Below are 26,072 nucleotides of genomic sequence, written 5' to 3'. Positions count from 1 at the left end.
TAAACTAAAAAATACTTTCTGTTACTATAGATTACACTATTTTTGTACAATAATTAATAATAAGAATGACTAAACACGGAAAAACATCTTTTGATGTATTAATAGAGATTCCAAAAGGAAGTAGAAATAAGTACGAATACGATTTTGATTTAAAAAAGATACGTTTTGATAGAATGTTATTTTCTTCAATGATGTATCCTGCAGATTACGGTTTTATACCAGAAACTTTAGCATTAGATGGTGATCCATTAGATGTATTAGTTTTAGGAGGGGAGCCAACTTTTCCAATGTGTGTTGTAGAAGTAAAACCAATAGGGGTTTTTCATATGGCAGATGAAAAAGGTCCAGATGAAAAAATTATCTGTGTACCTGTATCAGATCCAATTTGGAACATATTAAATGATTTATCAGATATGAACCCTCACCAAATAAAAGAAATAGAACATTTCTTTCAGGTGTATAAAGATTTAGAGAAGAAAAAAGTAGACGTAGGTGGTTGGGGAGATGCCAAAGAAGCTTACGATATTTTAAATAAATGTATAGAGAGATATGATGAAAGTGAATTTAAATCTAAAAATGCTTTTAAGATTTAAAATGTAAAATCATCAGTAAATTACCTAAAAACCCTTTCATATGATAAATATGAAAGGGTTTTTTTGTTAAGTTTCATTTTCTTACATTTACTAGGCTAATAATTAAACAATTATAAAAATATGGAGTCAATGATTATTTATGCGCCTATTATAATGGCGATATTAGGACTGGTTTATATGGTTATAAAACAGTCTTGGGTAATGAAACAAGATGCTGGTGATGGTAAAATGAAAGAAATTTCAGATCACATCTACGAAGGTGCATTGGCATTTTTAAATGCTGAGTACAAGCTTTTATCTGTTTTTGTGGTTATTGTAAGTGTATTACTCGCAATAGTATCTGTTGTAGTACCCACAACTCATTGGTTAATTGTAGTTGCTTTTATTTTTGGAGCTATATTCTCTGCCTTTGCTGGTAATATAGGTATGAAAATAGCAACCAAAACAAATGTTAGAACCACACAAGCAGCACGTACTAGCTTGCCTAATGCTTTAAAAATATCTTTTGGTGGCGGAACTGTAATGGGACTTGGTGTTGCAGGTTTAGCAGTTTTAGGGTTGACCGCTTTTTTTATAATTTTTTATCAATACGTTTTTATGCCTAACGGATGGACAAATGTTGGCGATATGACAATTGTATTAGAAACACTTGCAGGCTTCTCTTTAGGAGCAGAGTCTATTGCTTTGTTTGCTAGAGTAGGAGGCGGAATTTATACAAAAGCTGCAGATGTGGGAGCAGATTTGGTAGGTAAGGTAGAAGCAGGTATTCCTGAAGATGATCCCAGAAACCCAGCTACAATTGCAGATAATGTAGGTGATAATGTAGGTGATGTAGCAGGTATGGGAGCAGATTTGTTTGGTTCTTATGTAGCTACTGTTTTAGCAGCTATGGTTTTGGGTAATTATGTTATAAAAGATATGGGAGGCTCTATACAAGATGCCTTTGGAGGTATTGGGCCAATTTTACTGCCAATGGCTATTGCTGGCGCTGGTATTATAATTTCTATTATAGGTACAATACTGGTTAAAATAAAGAATAATGATGCTAAAGAGGCACAGGTTATGGGTGCTTTAAATTTAGGAAATTGGGTTTCTATAGGTTTAGTTGCAGCTTCTTGTTTTGCATTAGTTACTTGGATGCTACCAGAAACAATGCAAATGGAATTTTTTGGAGAAGGAAAGGTAGCTATTTCCTCTATGCGAGTTTTTTATGCAACCCTAGTTGGTTTGGTAGTTGGTGCTGTAATTTCATCAGTAACAGAATACTATACAGGTCTGGGTAAAAAACCTATTTTAAAAATTGTACAACAATCTAGTACAGGTGCAGGTACTAACATTATTGCAGGTTTGGCAACTGGTATGATTTCTACATTCCCGTCAGTCTTATTATTTGCAGGTGCTATTTGGGCCTCTTATGCTTTTGCAGGTTTTTATGGTGTAGCCTTGGCTGCCTCTGCAATGATGGCAACTACGGCTATGCAATTGGCTATAGATGCGTTTGGACCAATATCTGACAATGCAGGTGGTATTGCAGAAATGAGTGAGCAAGAGCCAATTGTACGTGAACGTACAGATATTTTAGACTCGGTTGGTAATACAACAGCTGCTACAGGTAAAGGTTTTGCTATTGCTTCTGCGGCATTAACATCTTTAGCGTTGTTTGCTGCTTATGTAACTTTTACAGGTATAGATGGTATTAACATTTTTAAAGCACCAGTATTAGCAATGTTGTTTGTTGGCGGAATGGTACCTGTAGTGTTCTCTGCATTAGCTATGAATGCTGTAGGTAAAGCTGCAATGGAGATGGTTCAGGAAGTACGTAGACAGTTTAAAGATATTCCTGGTATTATGGAAGGAACAGGAAAACCAGAGTATGATAAGTGTGTAGCAATTTCTACTAAAGCATCTTTAAAAGAGATGATGTTACCTGGTTTGTTAACCATAGGTTTTCCGTTAGTAATTGCATTTGTTCCTATGTTATTTGGTATGAATAATATGGCCATTGCAGAAATGCTTGGTGGTTATATGGCAGGCGTTACAGTAAGTGGTGTGCTTTGGGCAATTTTTCAGAACAACGCTGGTGGAGCTTGGGATAATGCTAAAAAATCTTTTGAAGCAGGAGTAGAGATTAACGGAGAAATGACTTTTAAAGGTTCTGATGCACACAAAGCTGCGGTTACTGGGGATACAGTTGGTGATCCTTTTAAAGATACTTCTGGCCCATCAATGAATATATTAATAAAATTAACGTGTTTAATTGGCTTGGTTATAGCTCCTATTTTAGGCGGACATATAGAGGATGGAACTGCATCTGAAGAACATCAAACTAAAAAAGAATTTAATGTAAAAGTTGATGCTACTAATAACGATTTGGCTGTAGCAACTATTACAACAATAACTACAAAAGACGGAGAAGTAAATAAAAATGTACAAGTTGTAAATGGTACTGTAGAAGAAATTACAGAAAAAGTAAAAGCTGCTAAAGAAAAAGAAGGTATAGAGGTTAATGTATCTAAAGACAATAACTCTAATACTATTGAAGTAGAACTAGATTATAAAAATTGATATAAGACAATATTAAGTCAATAAAAAAAACCACACTTTTTAGTGTGGTTTTTATTTTTTAAGGCTGAAATAATCCGTTTATTTCGGCATCTATTTTATTAATAACAAATCCTAAATCTTCAGGATCATCAACAAAGTTTAAATTATCTACGTCAATAATTAATAAGTTTCCTTTGTCATAACCGTGTATCCAAGCTTCATAGCGTTCATTTAACCTGCTTAAATAGTCAATAGAAATGGTGTTTTCATATTCTCTTCCTCTTTTATGTATTTGGTTTACCAAATTAGGAATAGAACTTCTTAAATAAATAAGCAAATCTGGTGGTTGTACTAAGCTTTCCATTAACTCAAAAAGACTTGTGTAGTTTTCAAAATCTCTGTTTGTTAATAAGCCCATTGCGTGTAAGTTAGGAGCAAAAATAAAGGCATCTTCATAAATTGTTCTGTCCTGTATTATATCTTTACCGCTTTCTCTAATTTGTAAAATTTGTCTAAATCTGCTATTTAAAAAGTATATCTGCAAATTAAAACTCCAACGCTCCATTTGGTTGTAAAAATCATCTAAGTAAGGATTGTCTACTACATCTTCAAAATTTGGTTGCCAATTAAAATGCTTGGCTAGTAATCTAGTTAAAGTTGTTTTCCCTGCACCTATGTTTCCTGCTACTGCAATATGCATATTCTGTATGTGTTTTAATTTTTTTATTAGACCGATATAGGGGTCGCACAATATACAAGATAAGACTAGTATCTAAAAATGTTTACAGTAATAAACTCAAAACTTTTTAAAAACAGTAGCAAACCATTGTATTTATGCAAAGTTACAACGATAAAATAAGTCATATACGTATGTGTAAAATGATTTTTTCAAAAAAAAGATGGTTAGCAATTAAACTAAATTAAAAGTTGACAGTCTAAGTAGTTGAAAGCTAACTATCCCACAAGGATATAAACCACAGATAAAATGAGAAATATTTTTTTAATAGCAATAACATTAATAAGTACAGTGTTTACTGCAACGGCTCAAGAATTTCAAGGTAAAGCCATTTATGAAACAAAGCTTACTAAAGCGCCAGATTTTGGAGGTAGAGATATGCCAGAGGCTCGTAAAAAAGAAATTATGGAGCGTATGAAAAGCGCTATGGAAAAAACATATATTTTAACGTTTAACAGAACCGAGTCTTACTACGTAGAAGATGAAAAATTAGAGGCTCCTGGAGGTAGCGGACCAGGTTGGATGCGTTTTATGGGTAGTGGTTCTACTGGTAAATATTACAAAAATATTAAAGAGCAAAACTATACCAACCAAGTAGAAATGTATAGCAAAAACTTTTTAATTAAGGATGAGCTAAAAAAACCTGAGTGGAAAATGGGCTCAGAAACTAAAAAAATAGGAAACTATACAGTTTATAAGGCAACACTTACAACTCCAATAGATACTACAGGTTTAGGTTCTATGACCAGAATGTTTAGACGTGGTAGACAAGGAGAACAGCCTGAACGTGAAATACCTACAGAAAAAACAGTTGTGGCTTGGTATACATTAGATATTCCTATTAGTCAAGGTCCTGCAGAATACTGGGGATTACCTGGTTTAATTTTAGAGGTAGAACAAGAAGGATCTACTTTGGTTTGTAGTAAAATTGTTATGAACGCAGATGATGTTGTAGAGGTAAAAGCACCAACCAAAGGAAAAGATATTAATCAAAAAGACTTTGATGAGCTTATGATAAAAAAGCGTCAGGAAATGATGGAGAACTTTCGTAGAGGAGGTAATAGAGGAGGAAGAGGTCGTTAATTTTTATCAAAAAATAATACAAATTTACAATGAGCAAATTCATAAAGTTTTTTATGGTTATGGTATGTATTACTATAACTGGAGCTGTACAGGCACAAAAAATAACAATTACTGGTGTTGTTAAGGATAGCCTTAATAACCCTTTAGAGATGGCTAATGTAGTAGCTATTAATGCAGAAACTAAAGCGTTAGATGGTTTTGGAATTACCAATGAAAAAGGTATTTACAAAATGAATGTAAATGAAAACTCTAAGTACAACATTAAAGTAAGTTACTTGGGATTTAAAACAAGAGAAATTGTTTTAGAAACTAAGGAGGTAGATGTAAAAAGAGATTTTACATTGTTAGATGAAGCAGAAAGTTTAGACGGTGTAGAAATTACGTATGAGATGCCTGTAAACGTAAAAGGTGATACTATAGAGTATAACGCAGATTCTTTTGCTACTGGTACAGAAAAAAAGCTTGAAGATGTTCTTAAAAATTTACCAGGTGTAGAGGTTAATGATGATGGGGAAATTGAAGTAGAAGGGCAGTCTGTAGGTAAAGTAATGGTAGAAGGTAAAGACTTTTTTGATGGCGATAGTAAATTGGCATCTAAAAATATACCTGCAAATGCATTAGATAAAATTCAGGTTTTAAAAAACTATAATGAGGTTGGACAATTAAAAGGTGTAACAGATAATCAAGACAATTACGCAATTAACATAAAACTAAAAGAAGGTAAAAAGAATTTTTGGTTTGGAGAAATTACAGCAGGCGTTGGTAATGAGGAACGTTATATTGCGCACCCTAAATTATTTTATTACAACCCTAATTATAGTATAAACTTAATTACCAATTTTAACAATATTGGCGAGGTGCCATTTACACGTAGAGACTATTTTAGATTTACGGGTGGTTTTGGTAATGGCGGTAGTGCTAACACTGGTACAAGCTTTAATGTAGGTTCTAGTGATATGGGTTTTTTAACATTACAAAACAATAGAGCTCAAGAAATTAGTTCTAAGTTTGGTGCAGCTAACTTTAGTTATTCACCAAAAAAAACGTGGGATTTAAGTGGTTTTGCAATTTATTCTGGTAATGTTACAGATATGCAACAAAATACATTTAGACAATATAAGGCTAATGCAGATGGTAGCCAACCATCTCCAGATGAACTTACAGAGAGTGTTACAAACCAAAGGAGTGATTTGGCTCTTATTAAATTAAGTTCTAGTTACAAACCAAATGCAGATAACCATTTTGATTATGATATTTTTGGAAGAATATCTAGTCAAAAAGAAGTGCAAGATTTATTCTCTAATTTAACGGGTAATATAGATGAGGTTCAAAAGCAAGATCCTTACAGCATTAATCAAAACGCTAATTACTATTACACATTAAATGCTAAAAATATTTTTGCAGTAGAGGCACAGTATTTAATTCAAGAAGAAGATCCTTTTTATAATGCTGCTTTAGCACAGAGTGATCAATTCAGGTTAGATGAGGTTTTAGGTATGGACCAAGCCCAAGATGGTTATGATGTTGTGCAAGACAAAATGGTAAAAACCAATAAGCTAGATGCAAAAATAGATTACTGGTATATTACAGGAGATAAGAGTAATGTAAAGTTTACACTTGGTTCTCTATTAAGTACACAAAAATTTAATTCAGAAATTTTTCAGATACTAGATAGTGGAGCAAAATATGGCTTAGATGATGCAGTGAGCTCTGTAGAGAATGATGTTAAGTATAACTTTAGTGATATTTATATGGCCTTTGAGTATAGAGTAAAAGCTGGTGCATTTACCTTTACACCAGGTGTATCTGTACACAATTACACTACAAAAAATGAACAATTAGGATCTACTGTTACAGATGATTTTGTACGTTTATTACCAAGTTTTAATACAAGATTACAAATTAAAAAGAGTGAAGATATTAACTTTAATTACAGAATGATGACAAGTTTTTCTGATGTTAACCAGTTTGCATCTTCTTTTGTAATGAACAATTACAATTCTCTTTTTCAGGGTAACAGAGATTTAGAAAGTGCATTGTCTCACAACTTAACATTGCGTTATAACAATTTTAATATGTTTAATTTTAGTAATATTAGAGCATCATTATCATATAACAAAAGGGTAGACCAAGTACGTAACATCTCAGACTTCTTAAATTACCCTAATCCAGATTATCCTGCAACATCAGATGAAGAGTTTATACAAACATCTAACAGAATATCGTCTCCATTTAACTCTAACTTTGCAGACGAGACCTTTTCTGCAAACGGATCTTTTGAGCGTACTTTTGGTAAAATAAAAGCTGGTTTAGGAGCAACTATGAATTATTCTAAGTTTAACCAAATAGTAGATAATGAACAGGCAATTAACGAGTCTTTTACAACTACTTACAGAGGTAGCTTAGGAACGCGTTTTTTAAATGCGCCAAATATAGAGTTTGGATACAACCTAGCGGTGAACAATTATGAGCAGCCAAATGGCTCTAGTATAAAATATTATACACATCAACCAAGCGTAAAACTAGATGCTACTTTTTTAAGAGATTTTATTTTTAATGCAGACTACTCTTATTACAATTACAAAAACGAGATAGAAAGTTTAAATACATATTCTTTTATGGATGCTACCTTAGGTTATCAAAAAAAGGATAGCAAATGGGAGTATATTTTAGGAGTAACTAACTTATTTAATACAGAATCTTTAAATCAGGATAGTGATAATACTTTGTTTGTTAGCACAAGTGAGTATTTTATACAACCTAGATATGTAACCTTAAAAGTAAGGTACAACCTGTAATACAGCATTGTTTGTTTATATAGAGGCTATGGATTGCAAATTAATTTGTAACTGTAGCCTCTTATTTTTTCGTTAAAACTATTTTAGAACCAATCTAATTTTATACTTTTGCAATCTAATTTAAGAGGAAGGATTTGACTGATTGCAACCTCATATACTGATTCTCAGTATTACAAAAAATGCTAAAACAGATTTAGTTAATTTTTTTTGACGCCTTTTCCTGTTTTTTTGCAATCTAACTTACCATTCCTCTACTAACAATAGAAGCACAATATTATGGCATATTTATTCACATCAGAATCTGTAAGTGAAGGACATCCAGATAAAATTGCAGATCAAATTAGTGATGCATTATTAGACAATTTTTTAGCTTTTGATCCAGAAAGTAAAGTAGCTTGTGAAACCCTAGTTACAACTGGGCAAGTAGTACTTGCAGGTGAGGTAAAAAGCAATACCTATGTAGACTTGCAAAACATAGCACGTGAGGTAATTAATAACATTGGTTACACAAAAGGAGCTTACCAGTTTAGTGGAGATTCTTGTGGTGTTATCTCATTAATTCATGAGCAGTCACAAGACATTAACCAAGGTGTAGACCGTGGCTCTAAAGAAGAGCAAGGAGCAGGGGACCAAGGTATGATGTTTGGTTACGCTAGCAAAGAAACAGAAAACTATATGCCACTGGCATTAGATATTTCGCATAAAATATTACAAGAACTTGCCGCATTGCGTAGAGAGGGTAAACAAATCTCTTATTTACGCCCAGATGCTAAGGCGCAAGTAACTATAGAATATTCAGACGATAACGTGCCACAGCGTATAGATACTATTGTTGTGTCTACACAGCATGACGATTTTGATGCTAATGATGAAAAAATGTTAGCGCAAATAAAATCAGATATTATCTCTATTTTAATGCCTAAAGTAATAGCGCAATTTCCAGAGAAGGTACAAGCATTATTTACAAGCAAAATACAGTACCACATTAACCCAACAGGTAAATTTGTAATTGGTGGTCCACACGGAGACACAGGTCTTACAGGACGTAAAATTATAGTAGATACCTACGGTGGTAAAGGCGCCCATGGTGGTGGTGCATTTAGTGGTAAAGATCCAAGTAAAGTAGACCGTAGTGCAGCATATGCAGCAAGGCACGCAGCTAAAAATTTAGTAGCAGCAGGTATTGCAGATGAGATTTTGGTACAAGTAAGTTACGCCATTGGTGTAGTAGAGCCAACTTCTATTTATGTAGACACATACGGTACTGCAAAAGTAAATTTAACAGACGGAGAAATTGCCAAAATAGTAGCGCAAATTTTTGATATGCGCCCGTTTGCCATAGAAGACCGTTTAAAGCTAAGAAACCCTATTTATTTAGAAACCGCAGCTTATGGTCATATGGGGAAAGAACCAAAAACAATCACAAAAGTTTTTGAGTCTCCATACAATGGTAAGGTAGAGAAAGAAGTAGAACTTTTTACTTGGGAAAAACTAGATATGGTAAGCGCAGTAAAAACCGCTTTTAACCTTTAAAATAAGTTTTTAATAATATATAAGTGCTTTGCTGTAACGGTAAAGCACTTTTTTTGTGTTTAATATTTAGCTATTTATTTGGGTGTTACCACAAGGGTCGGGCTTTTTGTTGCAATCTTTTTTAAGAAAAATAAAAAAGGATTTTCACTACAATCCCTAACACAAATAAAGTTTTAATTTAAAAAATCGTTACAAAAACAAACAATTATTGTGTTTCTGTTATTTAAGCTTGTTAAAAAGGTTAAAATCAATATTTTTTCAAAAAAGATTAGGATATTAAATTTTTCTGAACATATATTTGTAGCTCAAAGTTCAAAACACTTATTGAATAGTTATCAAGAAAGGCGGAGGGATTAGACCCAATGAAGCCTTAGCAACCCTTTGTTCATACAAAGAAGGTGCTAAATTCTACCAAGTACATCGGTACTATAGGCAGATAACGAAACAAGCTTTTTATTTACACAAAGCAAATTTCCAATTTCTTTTTAACTCATTTAATTTTAAACCATCTTGCAAAGTCGGCAAGACGCGGTTTTGGCTTTTTTATTTTTTCAATTTAAACTATAAAAAACAAAATTATGAGTACTCAAAAATTAGCAACAAACGCATTACACGCAGGTCACACTCCATCAGAAACAGCAGGTACAAGAGCAGTGCCTATTTATCAAACGTCGTCTTATGTTTTTAAAGATACAGACCACGCAGCAAACTTATTTTCTTTATCAGAATTAGGATTTATTTACACGCGTTTAAATAATCCAACAAATCAAATATTACAAGACAGACTAGCAGCAGCAGAGGGTGGTGTAGGAGCAGTAGTATTTGCATCTGGTACAGCAGCAATTTCTACAGGTTTATTAACGCTTTTAAGAGCAGGAGACCACATTGTAGCATCTAGCAGTTTGTACGGTGGTACATTTAATTTGTTAAATGTAACCTTACCAAGATTAGGTATTACAACTACTTTTGTAGATGCATCTAATCCAGAGAGTTTTGGTAAAGCAGTGCAAGAAAATACAAGAGCATTTTTTGTAGAGTCATTAGGAAATCCTAAGCTAGATGTTTTAGACTTAAAAGCAATTTCTAAAGAAGCAAAAGCAGCACAAGTGCCATTTATTGTAGACAATACAGTAGCATCACCAGCATTATTAAACCCAATAGAGCACGGTGCAAACTTGGTAATACACTCGCTAACAAAATACATAGGCGGACAAGGAACTTCTTTAGGAGGTGCAATTGTAGACGCAGGTACTTTTGACTGGACAAGTGGAAAGTTCCCAGAGTTTACAGAACCATCTGCCGGGTACCACGGTTTGGTGTATAGTGAGGCTCTTGGTAATGCTGCATTTACGTATAAATTAATTTTAGAAGGTTTAAGAGATTTCGGAGGAGCTTTAAGTCCGTTTAATGCATTCCAAATTATACAAGGTTTAGAAACTTTACCAGTGCGTATAAAACAACATAGTGCAAACGCATTAGAATTGGCTACTTGGTTAGAGGGTAGAGATGAGGTTGCTTGGGTAAACTATCCAGGGTTAAAAAGCAATAAATACTATGACTTAGCTAAGGAGTACTTACCAAAAGGTCAAAGTGGCTTAGTTACATTTGGTGTAAAAGGTGGCTTTGAAGCTGCTAAAAAACTAACAGATGCCACTAAAATATTCTCTCTTTTAGCAAACATAGGAGATACAAAATCTTTAATAATTCACCCAGCAAGTACAACGCATCAACAATTAACAGCAGAGCAGCAAGAGTCTGCAGGTGTTGGTCAAGATTTAATTCGTTTGTCTGTTGGTTTAGAGGGTATAGAAGATTTAAAGTTAGACTTAGAAGAGGCTTTTAAAGCTATATCTACAGTTACAGCTTAATAAACTTACGTTCTCAAAATAAATTACAAATAACCTAATAATTATTTAGGTTAAAACAGCTTACTATGTTGCATCATATCAAACTAAAAAAATATACAACGCTAAGTGGTAGCACACAAGATATAGACTTGTCATATCAGGTATTTGGAGCAGAATTGCACACCGCGCCAATTGTACTTGTAAATCACGCTTTAACAGGTAGCTCTAATGTTTCTGGTGAAGATGGCTGGTGGTCTACACTAATAGGTGAAGACAAATGTATAGACACCATAAAATATACGGTATTGTCTTTTAATATTCCTGGTAATGGTTTTGATGGCTTTATTATAGAAAACTATAAAGATTTTGTAGCTAAAGATATTGCTCATTTGTTTTTATTAGGATTAAAAGAACTAAATATAAATTCGCTTTTTGCAATAATAGGAGGTTCTTTAGGAGGTGGTATTGCCTGGGAGATGGCTGCACTAAATCCAAAGTTAACTCAGCATTTAATTCCGGTTGCATCAGATTGGAAATCTACAGACTGGCTTATTGCAAACTGTCAAATTCAAGAACAGTTTTTGGTAAACTCTAAGCAACCTGTACATGATGCCCGTATGCACGCAATGTTATGCTACCGTACACCAGAATCTTTTAAGGCTCGTTTTAACCGAAGCACAAATGAAGAACAACAGTTATTTAATGTGGAAAGTTGGCTAACCCACCACGGTAAAAAATTGCAAGAGCGTTTTCAATTATCTGCATATAAGTTAATGAACCAGTTGTTAAAAACCATAGATATTACTAGAGATGGTAATGAGGCTTTTATTAACCTGCAAAATAGCAACACATCTATACATATTGTAGGTGTAGATTCTGATTTGTTTTTTACAGCCAAAGAAAATAAAGATACCTTTAAACAACTGGCACAAGCTAATAGTAATGTTACCTATGGTGAAATACACTCACTACATGGTCATGATGCGTTTTTAATAGAGTTTGATCAGTTAGAGCAATTGCTAAATGGTATTTTTAATGATCATAAAAAACGAGAAGAACTTAAGGTAATTAAGTTTGGAGGTAAGTCTTTAGCTAACGGAGAAGGTGTATCTAACGTAGTTACTAAAATAGCTTCTAAAGTTGCTAATTCTGAAAATATAGCGGTTGTGGTTTCTGCTCGCGGAGAATCTACAAATGTATTAGAACAATTGTTGGATTTAGCAGCAAGGGGAGAAGAGTATACTCTAGCTTTTAATGAGTTTAAAGCATATCAGCAAAATAGTTTAGCGTTAAATTTTTCTGAGGTATACACAGAAATTTTGCAAATTTTAGAAGGTGTTGCCTTGTTGGGTGATTATAGCTTAAAAATTAAAGATCAAGTTTTGGCATACGGAGAGTTGCTTTCTGCACAATATGTTGTAAAAGCACTTGCTAAAGAAGGTGTAAAAGCTGAATTTATAGATTCTAGAAAAATAGTAAAAACTGATGCCAATTTTGGAAATGCAAACGTGTTAGAGGAGGAGTCTAAAGCTAAAACACAAAAATTAATTTCTAGTTTAGCTAGTAATGTTGTACCTGTTATTACAGGTTTTATTGGGTCTACAGAAGATGGTAAAACAACAACTTTAGGCAGAAACGGTAGTAACTATTCTGCCTCTTTATTTGCTAACTTTTTAAATGCTGTAGAGTTACAGAGTTATACACACGTAGATGGTATTTTTACCGCTAATCCAGATTATGTTTCTGATGCAAAACGTATAGAACAATTAAGCTATTCAGAGGCTAATGAACTGGCAAATTTTGGAGCAACTATTTTACACGCAAAAACCATAATTCCTTTATTAGAAAAAAATATTCCGTTACGTATTTTAAATACATTTAATGGTGATAATGAGGGAACATTAATTAGCGCAAAAACAACCAAAGAGGGTATAAAATCACTTTCTGTGATAGAAAATGTTGCTCTTGTAAACTTAGAGGGCCGTGGTTTGTTAGGTAAGGCTGGTATAGATGCACGTATATTTAAATCACTTGGCGATGAAAAAATTAGTGTTAGTATTATTTCCCAAGGTTCATCAGAACGTGGTATTGGTTTGGTGGTAGATGCTGTAAGTGCAGATAAGGCAAAACAGGTTTTAGAGCGCGAGTTTGCATCAGATTTTTATTCTAAAGACATCAATCTAATTACAGTGCAAAAAGATGTTTCTGTAATATCTATTGTTGGTCAGGATTTAAGTACGTTTCATAAACCATACAATGCATTAATAAAAAACCAAATTGTACCATTATTGTTTAATAATACGGTGTCTGGTAAAAACGTGAGTTTAGTGGTTAAAAAAGCTAGTTTGCACAAGGCTTTAAATGTAATGCACGGACAAATATTTGGTGTTGCTAAAAAAGTAAACATAGCTATTTTTGGTCACGGTACTGTTGGTGGTACATTAATAGAACAGTTATTAAAATCTGCTAAAGCCATAGAAGAACGTAAAGGAATTAACCTTAATGTTTTTGCCGTTGCTAACTCTAAAAAAGTACTACTAAGTAAAAAAGGAATTGGAAAAGATTGGCCTACTACGTTAAATGAAAAAGGAAAATCCTATGAGCTTACAGATATTTTTGAGTATGCAGAAAAACATCATTTAGAAAATTTAATAGCTATAGATAATACTGCAAATGAGGATTTTGTGGCTAATTATGTTGATTTGGTAGAAAATGGATTTGATCTAGTATCGTCTAACAAAATAGCAAATACTTTAGGTTTTGATTATTATAAAAACCTTAGAGACATATTAGCTAAAAATCAGAAACAATATTTGTATGAGACTAATGTTGGTGCAGGTTTACCTTTAATAGATACTATTAAGTTATTGCACTTGTCGGGTGAAAATATTACTAGAATTAAAGGGGTGTTCTCCGGATCCTTAAGCTATATTTTTAATACGTATTCTGAAGCAGATGTACCTTTTTCTACAGTTTTAAAAGAGGCTATGGAAAATGGATACACTGAGCCAGACCCGCGTGAAGATTTATGTGGTAATGATGTTGGTAGAAAATTATTGATTTTAGCACGTGAGTTAGAGTTAAGTAATGAATTTGCAGATATTAATATTCAAAATTTAATTCCGGAAGTATTAAGAGAAGGAAGCAAAACAGAATTTTTAAGTCAGTCTGATGCTTTAGATACGGCATTTTCTAAAATTAAGGCAGACCAAAAACCAAATCACGTTCTGCGTTATGTTGGTGATTTGCACGGTAATCTTCAAGAAGAAAAAGGAATTTTAGATGTAAAATTAGTGTCTGTTCCTAAAGAAAGTGCATTAGGACAAGTAAAAGGATCAGATTCTATTATCGAAATTTATACCGAGTCTTATGGTGAAAATCCATTAGTAATACAAGGTGCAGGAGCAGGAGCCGCCGTAACCGCAAGAGGTGTTTTTGGAGATATTTTAAGAATAGCCGAGAAAGGATAGGCTTTGTATAGAAACTGGAGATAAGAGAGAAGGGGTAAGAAAATAGAACATAGAGAATAGAGTAAAGAAAAAAGAATATAGCGCTAATGGCTAATAGCAGATAGTCAAGAATAAAAGAAATACTATGGATAATAAATTTGAAACTAACGCAATACGTACACAAATAGAGCGCTCTCAGTTTTTAGAGCATTCGGCACCTTTATACTTAACATCTAGTTACGTTTTTGAGGATGCAGAAGATATGCGTGCATCTTTTGCAGAGGAAAAAGATAGAAATATCTACTCTAGATATTCTAATCCTAATACGTCAGAATTTATAGAAAAAATATGCAAAATGGAAGGAGCCGAGGCTGGCTTTGCTTTTGCTTCTGGTATGGCTGCTGTGTTTTCAACTTTTGCTGCGTTAGTAGAGAGTGGAGATCATATTATATCATCTAAAAGTATATTTGGCTCTACACATAGTTTATTTGTTAACTTTTTCCCCAAATGGAACGTGACCACAAGTTATTTTGACGCTCATAATTTAGAAGGTATTGAGGCTTTAATCACTCCAAAAACTAAAATTTTATATGCCGAGTCACCTACTAATCCGGCTGTAGATATTTTAGATTTAGAAGTACTAGGTGCTATTGCAGAAAAACACAATCTTATTTTAATTATTGATAACTGTTTTGCATCGCCCTATTTACAACAACCTATAAAGTTTGGTGCAGATTTGGTGATACATTCTGGGACAAAATTAATAGATGGTCAAGGTCGTGTTTTAGCAGGTATAACGGTTGGTAGTGCAGATTTAATAGATAAGGTTTATCGTTTTTCTAGAATATCAGGGCCTGCATTATCTCCTTTTAACGCGTGGGTATTGTCTAAAAGCTTAGAAACGTTAGCAATAAGAGTAGACAGGCATTCTGAAAATGCATTGAAGTTAGCCGAATATTTAGAGGCGCACCCAAAAGTAAACTGGGTAAAATACCCTTTTTTAAAGTCGCACCCACAATACAAAGTAGCTAAAAAACAAATGAAAGCTGGCGGTTGCATTGTTGCTTTTGAAGTAAAAGGAGGTTTGCAAGCAGGCCAAGAATTTTTTAATGCAATTAAGTTGTTATCGCTTTCTGCAAACCTAGGTGATTCTAGAAGTATTGTAACTCACCCAGCATCTACAACGCATAGTAAACTTGCGGCAGAAGATAGAGTAGCTGTGGGCATTACAGATGGTACGGTTAGAGTTTCTGTAGGTTTAGAACATATAGATGATATTATTGCAGATATAAAGCAAGCATTGGGGTAAGTTGTAGTAATAAAGTATATATTTAAGCTTTTATAATAAGGGTTTAATTTAAAAATAGTTAGCTTAAAATCAGCACTTTTTTAAATCCCAATTTTGCCTATCTTTGTACTATGCTATCCAAAAAAACCAAATACGGGCTTAAGGCCTTAACTTATTTAGCTCAAAAAGAAGATAGGAATCCGGTTCCTATTGGAGAAATTGCGCAACAAAATAACATATCTCAAAAATTTTTAGAGAGTATTTTATTAATGCTTCGTAGAACAGGAGTTTTGTCTTCTAAAAAAGGCAAAGGTGGTGGTTATTACTTAATTAAAGAGCCATCAGAAATTTTAATGACAGATGTTATTAGAGTGTTAGAAGGGCCTATTGCAATGGTACCTTGTGTAAGTTTAAATTTTTATGAAAAGTGTGACGACTGCCCAGATGAGGGTACTTGTTCTGTTCACAAGCTAATGCTAAAAGTAAGAGACAGTGCTTTAGAAATCTATAAAAACACCACTCTTAGTAACCTTATTTAAAAGTCTACATTCTTTTTTTGTTTTTAACTGTATAACAACGCAATTATTCTATTGTGTTCTGTTACAGATACTTCATATTCATCAAAAAAACTTCTTATTTTTTATTAATCTACTAAAACCATAGGATTTATGCGTTTTTTAACAGTTACTATCATTAAAAGTTTTACATTTGTAATTCCTACTAATTAAATAGGGTATTAAAAATTAAGTAAATGATTGCTGATCAATTGATTTTAAATAAAGAAACTTCTAAAGGAAGTTACAAGTCAGACAAACAGTCAGAGAGTCCTAAAAGGAGCATAGTAAAGTCTATTAGCTGGAGAGTAGTGGGTACAATAGACACTGTTTTAATTTCTTGGTTTGTTACAGGAACTTTAAAATTAGCATTCTCTATAGGTTTAATAGAATTAGTTACAAAAATGGTATTGTATTTTTTTCACGAACGTGTTTGGAATTCAATTAAGTGGGGTAAATAACATATAAGTATAGTAAAGATGAGTTTTACAGAAGATATCATAAAAAATTTAAATGCTCAGTTTAGAGGTATTCCGCCAGAAGAAATAATTTCTTGGGCTGTAGAATATGCAAAAAATGCTGTAATAACCACCAATTTTAGACCTTATGAGGTTGCTATACTAAATGCAGTAACAGCAATTAAAAAAGATATTCCTGTTATTTGGTGTGACACTGGTTATAATACACCAAATACCTATAAACATGCAGAAGAGTTAATTTCTACACTAGATTTAAACGTAAAACTATATGTGCCTTTACAAACAAGTGCACACAGAGATGCTGTAATGGGAATACCATCTATAGAAGATCCAAAACATAAAGAGTTTACAGAGCAAGTTAAGTTAGAGCCTTTTAAAAGAGCTATGGCAGAACACAAACCAGATGTATGGTTTACTAACTTAAGAAAAGGCCAAACGGCACTTAGAGATTCACTAGGAATTTTAAGCTTAAGCAAAGACGGAATTTTAAAAGTAAGTCCGTTTTACCACTGGTCAGATGTGCAGTTAGATGCATATTTAGCAGAACGTAATTTACCAAACGAGCATAAATATTTTGATCCTACTAAGGTATTAGAAAATAGAGAGTGTGGTTTGCACACTTAGAATAAAGAGGATTAAAAAAGATATAAAACAAAACACCATTATTTTGGAAACATTGATAAAAGATACAAAATCACAAACAACAACCAATGCCTCTTTAGAAGGATTGGGTAATGCTTTGGAGAACGAAGCTATTTACATTTTTAGAGAAGTAGTAGCGCAGTTTGAAAAACCTGTTTTGTTGTTTTCTGGCGGAAAAGATAGTATTACTCTAGTACGTTTGGCACAAAAAGCATTTTGGCCGGCTAAAATACCTTTTCCTTTAATGCATATAGATACAGGTCATAATTTCCCTGAAACTATAGAGTTTAGAGATAAATTGGTTAAAGAATTGGGTGTGGAGCTTATTGTAAGAAATGTACAAGATTCTATAGACCAAGGTAAAGTAGTAGAAGAAACTGGTAAGTATGCAAGTAGAAATATGCTGCAAACTACAACCTTATTAGATGCTATAGAAGAGTTTAAGTTTGATGCCTGTATTGGTGGTGCTCGTAGAGATGAAGAAAAAGCAAGAGCTAAAGAACGTATTTTTTCAGTTCGTGATGATTTTGGACAATGGGATGAAAAGAATCAGCGACCAGAATTGTTTGATATGTTAAACGGTACTATAGAAATAGGTCAAAATGTACGTGTTTTTCCTATTAGCAACTGGACAGAGTTAGATGTGTGGAGCTATATTCAGAAAGAACAAATTGAAATTCCATCAATCTATTTTGCACACAAAAGAAATATCTTTTTAAGAGATGGCTTAATCTGGTCTGCAGAAGATGATGTTGTTTTTAGAGCAGAAGATGAGGTTGTAGAAGAACGTTGGGTGAGGTTTAGAACTGTTGGTGATATGTCTTGTACAGCAGCAGTGTTATCTAAAGCAGATTCTATAGATAAAGTAGTAGAGGAAATTAGAGATTCTAAAATATCTGAACGTGGTGCACGTATAGATGATAAACGTTCTGAAGCTGCAATGGAAAAAAGAAAACAACAAGGGTACTTTTAAAAAGTACAGACTACTTAGTCTAAAGTATATAAGTTAAAAAAGAAGTTTAAAACATAAAAGTAAGAGTAGCAAAGTCTTTGTACTTGCAACTTTATACTTAATACACATAAAATGAACGTACTAAAAATAGCAACAGCAGGTAGTGTAGATGATGGTAAAAGTACCTTAATTGGTAGGTTGCTTTACGATACAAAATCACTAACTGAAGATAAACTAGAAGCCATTAAAAAAAGTAGTGAACAACGTGGGTATGATTACCTAGATTTTTCATTAGCTACAGATGGTTTAGTTGCAGAACGTGAACAAGGTATTACTATAGATGTGGCTCATATCTATTTTTCAACACCAACTAAAAGTTACATTATTGCGGATACACCTGGTCACGTAGAGTATACCAGAAATATGGTTACGGGTGCATCAACTTCTCAAGTAGCTATTATTTTAATAGATGCTAGAAAAGGTGTTATAGAACAAACATACCGTCATTTTTTTATCAACAATTTATTGCGTGTTAAAAACGTAATAGTTGCTGTTAATAAAATGGATTTGGTAGACTATTCTGAAGAGGTATTTAATAATATTAAAAAAGACTTTGAAGCTTTAAATGCAAAAAGTACTTATGCAGAACAAATAGTTAGTTATATTCCGGTTAGTGCCTTAAAAGGTGACAATATTGTAGACAAAACAGATGCAATGTCTTGGTATAATGGCGATACAATTTTAGGTCATTTAGAGGAGTTAGAAGCACAAGATTTATATGATGCTGGTAAGGTTCGTTTTCCTGTACAAACAGTAATTAGACCAAAAACAGATGAGTTTCACGATTTTAGAGGGTATGCTGGAAAAATTTCTGGAGGTAGCTTAAAAGTTGGTGATGCCGTAACTGTTTTACCTTCTTTAACTCAGTCTAAAATAAAAGAGATATTCTTTTTTGATAAAACATATGCAGAGGCACCAGCAGGAAGTTCTGTTAATATTACCTTAGAAGATGATATTAACATTACTAGGGGAGATATGCTTGTTAAAACAGATGAACTTCCAAAAATTGAAAAACAAGTTACTGCTACAGTTTGTTGGATGGATAGTAAAAACCTAGTACCAGGAACTAAGTATATTGTGCAACATAATACAAACCGTGTGCTATCTAAAATTGATAGTATAAATAGTGTTATAGCAACAGATTATACGGGAGAACAAGAAAACAATAATAAATTATCTTTAAATGAAATAGGAGAAGTTAGTATTAAACTTAGTAAGCCTATTTATTTTGATAGTTATAACGACAATAAATCTAACGGAGCTTTTATTTTAATTGATGCCCAAACCAATACAACGGCTGGTGCAGGATTTATAAGTTAAGCTAAAAGTCCATACAAAGAAGTGTTTTTACAGGCACTTTTTTATTTAAAATCCTATTAAATCCATAGGATAATAGTAATTATAAAAGCCATAATCATAAGCAAATGCAAAGTTTTAGAACAGAAATAGAAAACCCAGTAGTAGCTAAAGATATTATAGATTTAGAAGCAAAAATTAAACAGTTTAATGACGGTAAGTTAGACGAGGAAAAGTTTAGAAGCTTGCGTTTGGCTCGTGGTATTTATGGTCAGCGTCAGCCAGGCGTACAAATGATTCGTATTAAATTGCCATATGGTAAAGTAACATCTACACAGCTTAAGCGTATTTGTGATGTATCTGAAGAATACTCTACAGGACGCTTGCACATTACTACACGTCAAGACATACAAATACATTACGTAGATATAGAGCGTACACCAGAACTTTGGGCGCAATTGGCAAAGGATGATATTACTATTAGAGAAGCTTGTGGTAATGCAGTACGTAATATAACAGCTAGTGAAACCGCTGGTATAGATGTAGATGAGCCTTTTGATGTATCTCCGTACGCACACGCAATGTTTCAATACTTTTTAAGAAATCCTATTAGCCAAGAAATGGGAAGAAAATTTAAGGTTTCTTTTTCTTCTAGTGATGCAGATACAGGACTTTCTTATATGCATGATCTTGGTTTTATTGCAAAAATAGAAAACGGAGTTAGAGGTTTTAAAGTTCTTTTAGCAGGTGGTTTAGGCTCGCAGCCACGCCACGCAGAAGAGTTGTATACTTTTTTAGAGGCCGATAAAATTATTCCGTTAATGGATGGTGTTATTCGTGTTTTTGACAGGTTCGGAGAACGTAAAAGTAGAGCAAAAGCCAGAATGAAATTTTTGCTTAAGGATATTGGTTTAGATGGTTTTAGAGCATTGTTAGAAGAAGAACAAAATGCAATTCCACAAGATTCTTTTCCTGTAGATGTAGATGCGTATCCAAAGGTAAAAGTAGCAAATGCTAAAGTACCAGAAGTAGCAATTAAAAATACAGAAGCTTTTGAGCAATGGAAAAGCACAAACCTTGTGCCTCAAAAACAACAGGGCTATGTAGCTATTGGTATAAAAGTAAAGTTAGGAGATTTTTATATTGAAGAAGCTCGTCAATTAGCAGATTTAGTAGATGCGTATGCAGCCGGAGAATTTCGTTTGTCATTGCGTCAAAACATCCTAATACCTTATGTAAAAGAGGAATTGGTTCCTTTCTTTTATACAGAGCTAGAAAAACTTGGTTTTGTAGAGGCTGGTTATAACAAAGCATCAGATATAACTGCTTGTCCTGGTACAGATACTTGTAATTTAGGTATTGCTAGTAGTACTGGTATTGCAGCAGAGTTAGAAAGAGTAATTACAGAAGAATATCCACAATACATAAACAATAAAGATGTTGTTATAAAAATTAGTGGATGTATGAATGCCTGTGGTCAGCACAATATGGCAAACATAGGTTTTCAAGGGATGTCTGTACGTACAAAAGATAAGTTGGTAGCACCTGCTTTACAAGTATTGTTAGGTGGTGGTAATTTAGGTGATGGTAATGGCGTTTTTGCAGATAAAGTTGTAAAAGTACCAAGTAAAAGAGGTCCAGAGGCATTGCGTTTAATTTTAAACGATTTTGACGCTAATGCAAACGGACAATCATTTACTGAGTATTACAAAGAAAAAGGAGAGCATTATTTTTATGACTTTCTAAAACACCTTACAGCTATAGATAATTTAACTCCAGAAGATTTTATAGACTGGGGAAATACAGAACGCTATGAAAAAGCTATTGGTGTAGGTGAGTGTGCAGGTGTGGTTATAGATTTAATTGCAACTTTATTGTTTGAGAGCGAAGAAAAAATTGAAAACGCTGCTGCTGCATTGGAAGATAAAAAATGGTCTGCTAGTATTTTTCATTCGTATTCTGCAATGGTAAACTCTGCTAAAGCATTGCTTACAGCACAGAACACAAAAACAAATACACATATTAGCATTATTAAAGATTTTGATACTCATTTTGTGTCAAACGGCTTAATAGAATTAAAAACTTCTTTTGAGGAGTTGGCGTTGCAAATAAAAAGCAACAAACCAACGCAAGAATTTGCAGAAGCGTACCTTAGAGATTCTAAAGTGTTTTTAGAAGTTGTACAAAAGTTTAGAGAAAAAGAATTAGCAGAAGCTTAAAATTATGGCAAACAAACAAAACACAAACGGACTACTTACAGTAGTTGGTGCAGGCCCAGGAGATGCAGAACTTATTACGCTAAAAGCTATTAAAGCATTGCAAAATGCAGATGTTGTTTTGTTTGATGCTTTGGTAAATAAAGAATTGCTAACCTATGCAGCAAATGCAGAGCATATTTTTGTAGGTAAAAGAAAAGGGTGTTACGCGTACCAACAAGAACAAATTAACGAGCTTATTGTAAGCAGAGCAAAAAGTCACGGTAATGTAGTGCGCTTAAAAGGTGGCGACCCATTTATTTTTGGTCGTGGCTCAGAAGAAATGGAATATGCCGCTAGTCACGGTGTAACAGTAGCTATGGTTCCGGGGATTTCTTCTTCAATAGCAGTACCAGCTTTTCAAAATATACCGGTTACAAAAAGGGGAGCTTCAGAGAGTTTTTGGGTAATAACAGGTACAACTAAAAATCATAAATTATCTACAGATGTGCACTTGGCAGCAAAGTCTAGCGCAACAGTAGTAATTTTAATGGGTATGGGTAAATTATCAGAAATTGTACAGTTATTTCAGCAACAAGGTAAAGCAGAAACACCTGTGGCAATTATTCAAAACGGAACTACCGTTAATGAAAAAGTTGGCGTTGGTACCATATCAACCATAGAAAAAGTAGTGCAAGAAAATGAGTTGTCTAATCCTGCAATTATTGTAATTGGAGAAGTTGTAAAGCATAGAGCGCAATTACATAAAGTACAACAACAGATAAAAACAAAAGAAGTAGCAGTAAATTAAGTGGTACAGTTATTTGGTTATTTTTGATAAGGTAAACAAAACAGTAACACTAAAAATAAAGTAATGGAACGTAACAATTTATATCCAGTTTTTTTAAAAACGTCTCAACTACACGTGCTAATAGTAGGTGGTGGTAATGTGGCAGAAGAAAAACTACGCTTTTTAACTAAGTCTAGTCCAGATGCTGTGGTAACAATGGTGTCTCCTTGGTATGCAGAAAAAACGTTACAACTGGCAAATAAATTTAATGTTACTACCATTACAGATGTCTACAATATTAGTTATTTAGATGCCAAACATATGGTAGTTGCAACTACAGATAATGTAGAGGTTAATGTGCAAGTGTATAAAGATTGTAGAGCGCAATTTAAATTGGTAAACGTAGCAGATAATCCTCCGTACTGCGATTTTTATATGGGCGGAATTGTAACCAAAGGCAATGTAAAAATTGGTATTTCTACCAATGGTAAGTCGCCAACAACAGCAAAACGTTTGCGCCAGTTTTTTGAAGACGTAATACCAGAAGATATTAATAAAATGGTTCAAAACTTAAACGACTATAGAAAAACCATAAAAGGAGATTTTGAAGAAAAAGTAGATAAAATGAACCAGATTACAAGTTCCTTAGTAGATAAAAAAGATAATAATTAAAACATTTAAATGAGAGTAGATACTCATTAGTAAGTACAAAATTAAAATTATGATTAAGACAGATATATTAATTATTGGCGCAGGACCAACAGGATTGTTTACCGTTTTTGAGGCAGGTTTGTTAAAACTAAAATGCCATTTAATAGATGCATTGCCACAACCAGGCGGACAATGTGCAGAGATATATCCTAAAAAACCGATTTATGATATTCCTGCTTTTCCAGAAATTTTAGCAGGTGATTTGGTTACCAATCTAATGGAACAAATAAAATCTTTTGAGCCTGGTTTTACACTAGCAGAAAGAGCAGATACTTTAGATAAGTTAGACGATGGTACTTTTGTGGTAACCACAAACAAAGGCACAAAGCACAATGCACCAGTTGTTGTAATTGCTGGTGGTTTAGGATCTTTTGAGCCTAGAAAACCGCAAATAGAAAACATTCTTAATTTTGAGGATAAAGGTGTTGCTTATATGATTAAAGACCCAGAAGTATACAGAGACAAAAAAGTTGTTATTGCTGGTGGTGGAGATTCTGCATTAGACTGGGCAATATTTTTAGCAGACGTAGCAGCAGAAGTATCTTTAGTACACCGTAGAAACGAGTTTAGAGGTGCTTTAGACTCTGTAGAAAAAGCATCAGAACTTGCAAAAGCAGGTAAAATAAAATTGTTTACAGAGGCACAAGTAACCAAACTATACGGAGATGATCATTTAGAGGCTGTAGTTGTAAAATACAACGACGAGGAAAAAGGAGAAAGCTATGTAGAAGTAGATAATTTTATTCCGTTATTTGGACTATCACCTAAATTAGGACCAATAGGAGATTGGGGATTAGAAATAGAGAAAAATGCTATAAAAGTAGACAACTCTTATGATTACCAAACCAACATTCCTGGTGTATATGCCATTGGTGATGTTAACACCTATAAAGGAAAACTAAAACTAATTTTATCTGGTTTTCATGAAGCAGCCGTAATGTGCCAAAGCGCATACCAACGAATAAACCCAGGCAAACGCTATGTAATGAAATACACAACCGTAGGTGGTGTAGAAGGTTTTGATGGTTCAAAAAAAGAAGCCAAAAAAGAAGTTGTACAAAGCATTTCGTAAAAATATTACAATTTTAAGCCTATATGTGTAAAAAACACGTGTAGGCTTAAAAATTACCAGCAATATTTGGTTATAAAAAAGTTGTGCTGTTACTTTGTGGCATAATTAGTTCATTAATACACTGAAAACGTTATCAAGAAAGGTGGAGGGATTAGACCCTATGAAACCTTAGCAACCCTTTATTCTTATTTAAAGAAGGTGCTACATTCTACTACGTTGTTACATACAACACGGCAGATAACTCACAAATTAGTAAAGACATTCACAGTCTTCTCTCATTTACCTTACTTGATATTTTATTTATAGCGTTCCATTTGTTTGCAAGCACAAATGGCCAGGTTTTCTGCTATATTTTTTGGTTTTAGCAAACAGGTTTTACAAACCGTTGCAACCAAAAAGATGCCGCATCAATCCTTAACGCACAACACAATATTATACGGTACAATGAAAAGGATACAAGACATATTAAAAGAAAGAATTTTAGTGCTAGACGGTGCAATGGGTACAATGTTACAGCGCTACAAATTCACCGAAGAAGATTTTAGAGGCAAACGTTTTGCAGACTGGGAACATCCATTACAAGGCAATAACGATTTACTCTCTCTAACTCAGCCAGAAGCTATAGCAGAAGTACACCGTAAATATTTTGCAGCTGGGGCAGACATTGTAGAAACCAACACCTTTTCTGGTACAACTATAGCAATGGCAGACTATTTTATGGAAGATTTAGTGTACGAGCTAAATTATGAGTCGGCATGTATTGCAAAACAAGTTGCAGATGAGTTTACAGCAAAAGAACCACACAAGCCAAGGTTTGTAGCAGGTAGTATTGGACCCACCAATAAAACCGCAAGTATGTCTCCAGACGTTAACGACCCAGGTTTTAGAGGTGTTACTTTTGATGAACTTAGAATAGCTTACAAACAACAAGTAGAAGCATTGTTAGATGGTGGCTCAGATATCTTATTAGTAGAAACCATTTTTGATACCCTTAATGCAAAAGCAGCACTTTTTGCCATAGAAGAAGTAAAAGAAGAGCGTAATATAGATGTTCCTATAATGGTAAGTGGTACAATTACAGATGCCTCTGGCAGAACCTTATCAGGGCAAACAGCAGAAGCTTTTTTAATATCTATAAGTCATATTCCTATTTTATCTGTTGGTTTTAATTGTGCTCTAGGAGCAAGTCAATTGGTACCGCATTTAGAGGTATTGGCAGCAAAAACAGATTTTGGAGTATCTGCACATCCAAATGCAGGTTTGCCAAATGCATTTGGTGAGTATGATGAGACTGCAGAGCAAATGGCAGCACAAATAAAAGAATACTTAGATAAAAGCTTGGTAAATATTGTTGGTGGTTGTTGTGGTACAACACCAGAACACATTAATGCAATTGCTAATTTGGTAAAAGATTACAAACCCAGAAATATTGCTTTAGAAACTGTCTAAT

At 33.7% G+C, this 26,072-nt stretch carries 19 protein-coding genes and 2 riboswitches; of the genes, 18 read left to right on the top strand and 1 reads right to left on the bottom strand.

Annotation, left to right across the window (positions count from 1 at the left end):
- Window positions 1-65 precede the first annotated feature (65 nt).
- Together JM80_RS00705 and JM80_RS00700 are read left to right on the top strand one after the other, a co-directional pair.
- On the top strand, window positions 66-593 hold the full coding sequence (locus JM80_RS00705) for an inorganic diphosphatase (RefSeq protein WP_013621525.1): 528 nt from the start codon (window positions 66-68) through the stop codon (window positions 591-593).
- A gap of 120 nt (window positions 594-713) precedes the next feature.
- Window positions 714-3,158, top strand: a complete 2,445-nt coding sequence (locus JM80_RS00700; protein WP_144708914.1) for a sodium-translocating pyrophosphatase — start codon at window positions 714-716, stop codon at window positions 3,156-3,158.
- A gap of 58 nt (window positions 3,159-3,216) precedes the next feature.
- Here the strand turns inward: JM80_RS00700 and JM80_RS00695 are convergent, their stop codons facing one another.
- On the bottom strand, window positions 3,217-3,837 hold the full coding sequence (locus JM80_RS00695) for a deoxynucleoside kinase (RefSeq protein WP_013621527.1): 621 nt from the start codon (window positions 3,835-3,837) through the stop codon (window positions 3,217-3,219).
- Window positions 3,838-4,122: 285 nt separating this feature from the next.
- Here JM80_RS00695 and JM80_RS00690 point away from each other — a divergent pair, with 285 nt between their 5' ends.
- The 16 genes from JM80_RS00690 to JM80_RS00615 all read left to right on the top strand — a co-directional run bounded on the left by JM80_RS00690 (window position 4,123) and on the right by JM80_RS00615 (window position 26,071).
- Window positions 4,123-4,956, top strand: a complete 834-nt coding sequence (locus tag JM80_RS00690; protein WP_144708912.1) for a GLPGLI family protein — start codon at window positions 4,123-4,125, stop codon at window positions 4,954-4,956.
- 29 nt (window positions 4,957-4,985) lie between these two features.
- Window positions 4,986-7,754 carry a carboxypeptidase-like regulatory domain-containing protein gene (locus tag JM80_RS00685; protein ID WP_144708910.1) on the top strand — a complete coding sequence of 923 codons (2,769 nt, stop codon included), beginning with the start codon at window positions 4,986-4,988 and terminating at the stop codon, window positions 7,752-7,754.
- Between the two features lie 276 nt (window positions 7,755-8,030).
- Window positions 8,031-9,287: a methionine adenosyltransferase gene (metK, locus tag JM80_RS00680; protein WP_013621530.1), complete on the top strand. Its 1,257-nt coding sequence runs from the start codon at window positions 8,031-8,033 to the stop codon at window positions 9,285-9,287.
- A 329-nt stretch (window positions 9,288-9,616) separates the two neighbouring features.
- Window positions 9,617-9,730, top strand: a riboswitch (SAM riboswitch).
- A 135-nt stretch (window positions 9,731-9,865) separates the two neighbouring features.
- Window positions 9,866-11,155, top strand: coding sequence for an O-acetylhomoserine aminocarboxypropyltransferase/cysteine synthase family protein (locus tag JM80_RS00675; RefSeq protein WP_144708908.1), 1,290 nt, complete (start codon window positions 9,866-9,868; stop codon window positions 11,153-11,155).
- Window positions 11,156-11,220: 65 nt separating this feature from the next.
- Window positions 11,221-14,604 carry a bifunctional aspartate kinase/homoserine dehydrogenase I gene (gene thrA / locus JM80_RS00670; RefSeq protein ID WP_144708906.1) on the top strand — a complete coding sequence of 1,128 codons (3,384 nt, stop codon included), beginning with the start codon at window positions 11,221-11,223 and terminating at the stop codon, window positions 14,602-14,604.
- Window positions 14,605-14,728: 124 nt separating this feature from the next.
- Window positions 14,729-15,892 carry a PLP-dependent aspartate aminotransferase family protein gene (locus JM80_RS00665; RefSeq protein ID WP_144708904.1) on the top strand — a complete coding sequence of 388 codons (1,164 nt, stop codon included), beginning with the start codon at window positions 14,729-14,731 and terminating at the stop codon, window positions 15,890-15,892.
- 110 nt (window positions 15,893-16,002) lie between these two features.
- A complete protein-coding gene (locus tag JM80_RS00660; protein WP_013621534.1) occupies window positions 16,003-16,410 on the top strand; it encodes an Rrf2 family transcriptional regulator in 408 nt (135 codons plus the stop codon).
- A 212-nt stretch (window positions 16,411-16,622) separates the two neighbouring features.
- Window positions 16,623-16,886, top strand: coding sequence for a DUF2061 domain-containing protein (locus JM80_RS00655; protein WP_013621535.1), 264 nt, complete (start codon window positions 16,623-16,625; stop codon window positions 16,884-16,886).
- A gap of 18 nt (window positions 16,887-16,904) precedes the next feature.
- Window positions 16,905-17,528 carry a phosphoadenosine phosphosulfate reductase family protein gene (locus tag JM80_RS00650; RefSeq protein ID WP_013621536.1) on the top strand — a complete coding sequence of 208 codons (624 nt, stop codon included), beginning with the start codon at window positions 16,905-16,907 and terminating at the stop codon, window positions 17,526-17,528.
- A 52-nt stretch (window positions 17,529-17,580) separates the two neighbouring features.
- Entirely contained in the window at window positions 17,581-18,519 is a 939-nt protein-coding gene (gene cysD, locus JM80_RS00645; RefSeq protein WP_370511832.1) for a sulfate adenylyltransferase subunit CysD, read from the top strand.
- Between the two features lie 111 nt (window positions 18,520-18,630).
- Window positions 18,631-19,878 carry a sulfate adenylyltransferase subunit 1 gene (locus JM80_RS00640; protein WP_013621538.1) on the top strand — a complete coding sequence of 416 codons (1,248 nt, stop codon included), beginning with the start codon at window positions 18,631-18,633 and terminating at the stop codon, window positions 19,876-19,878.
- Between the two features lie 104 nt (window positions 19,879-19,982).
- Window positions 19,983-22,073 (top strand): HEPN domain-containing protein, encoded by a 2,091-nt coding sequence (locus JM80_RS00635; RefSeq protein WP_144708902.1) that lies wholly within the window; start codon window positions 19,983-19,985, stop codon window positions 22,071-22,073.
- A gap of 4 nt (window positions 22,074-22,077) precedes the next feature.
- Entirely contained in the window at window positions 22,078-22,860 is a 783-nt protein-coding gene (gene cobA / locus JM80_RS00630; protein ID WP_075695123.1) for a uroporphyrinogen-III C-methyltransferase, read from the top strand.
- A 63-nt stretch (window positions 22,861-22,923) separates the two neighbouring features.
- Window positions 22,924-23,511: a bifunctional precorrin-2 dehydrogenase/sirohydrochlorin ferrochelatase gene (locus JM80_RS00625; protein WP_013621541.1), complete on the top strand. Its 588-nt coding sequence runs from the start codon at window positions 22,924-22,926 to the stop codon at window positions 23,509-23,511.
- 49 nt (window positions 23,512-23,560) lie between these two features.
- Window positions 23,561-24,622 (top strand): NAD(P)/FAD-dependent oxidoreductase, encoded by a 1,062-nt coding sequence (locus JM80_RS00620; RefSeq protein WP_013621542.1) that lies wholly within the window; start codon window positions 23,561-23,563, stop codon window positions 24,620-24,622.
- A gap of 127 nt (window positions 24,623-24,749) precedes the next feature.
- Window positions 24,750-24,866: riboswitch (SAM riboswitch) on the top strand.
- 200 nt (window positions 24,867-25,066) lie between these two features.
- Window positions 25,067-26,071, top strand: a complete 1,005-nt coding sequence (locus tag JM80_RS00615) for a homocysteine S-methyltransferase family protein (protein ID WP_144708900.1) — start codon at window positions 25,067-25,069, stop codon at window positions 26,069-26,071.
- The last annotated feature ends 1 nt before the right edge of the window (window position 26,072 follow it).

It is taken from the genome of Cellulophaga sp. RHA_52 (assembly GCF_007827205.1).
Classification (GTDB): domain Bacteria; phylum Bacteroidota; class Bacteroidia; order Flavobacteriales; family Flavobacteriaceae; genus Cellulophaga; species Cellulophaga lytica.
The sequence above is the reverse complement of the archived record's forward strand: the minus strand, read 5'-3'. Positions and strand labels throughout refer to the sequence as shown.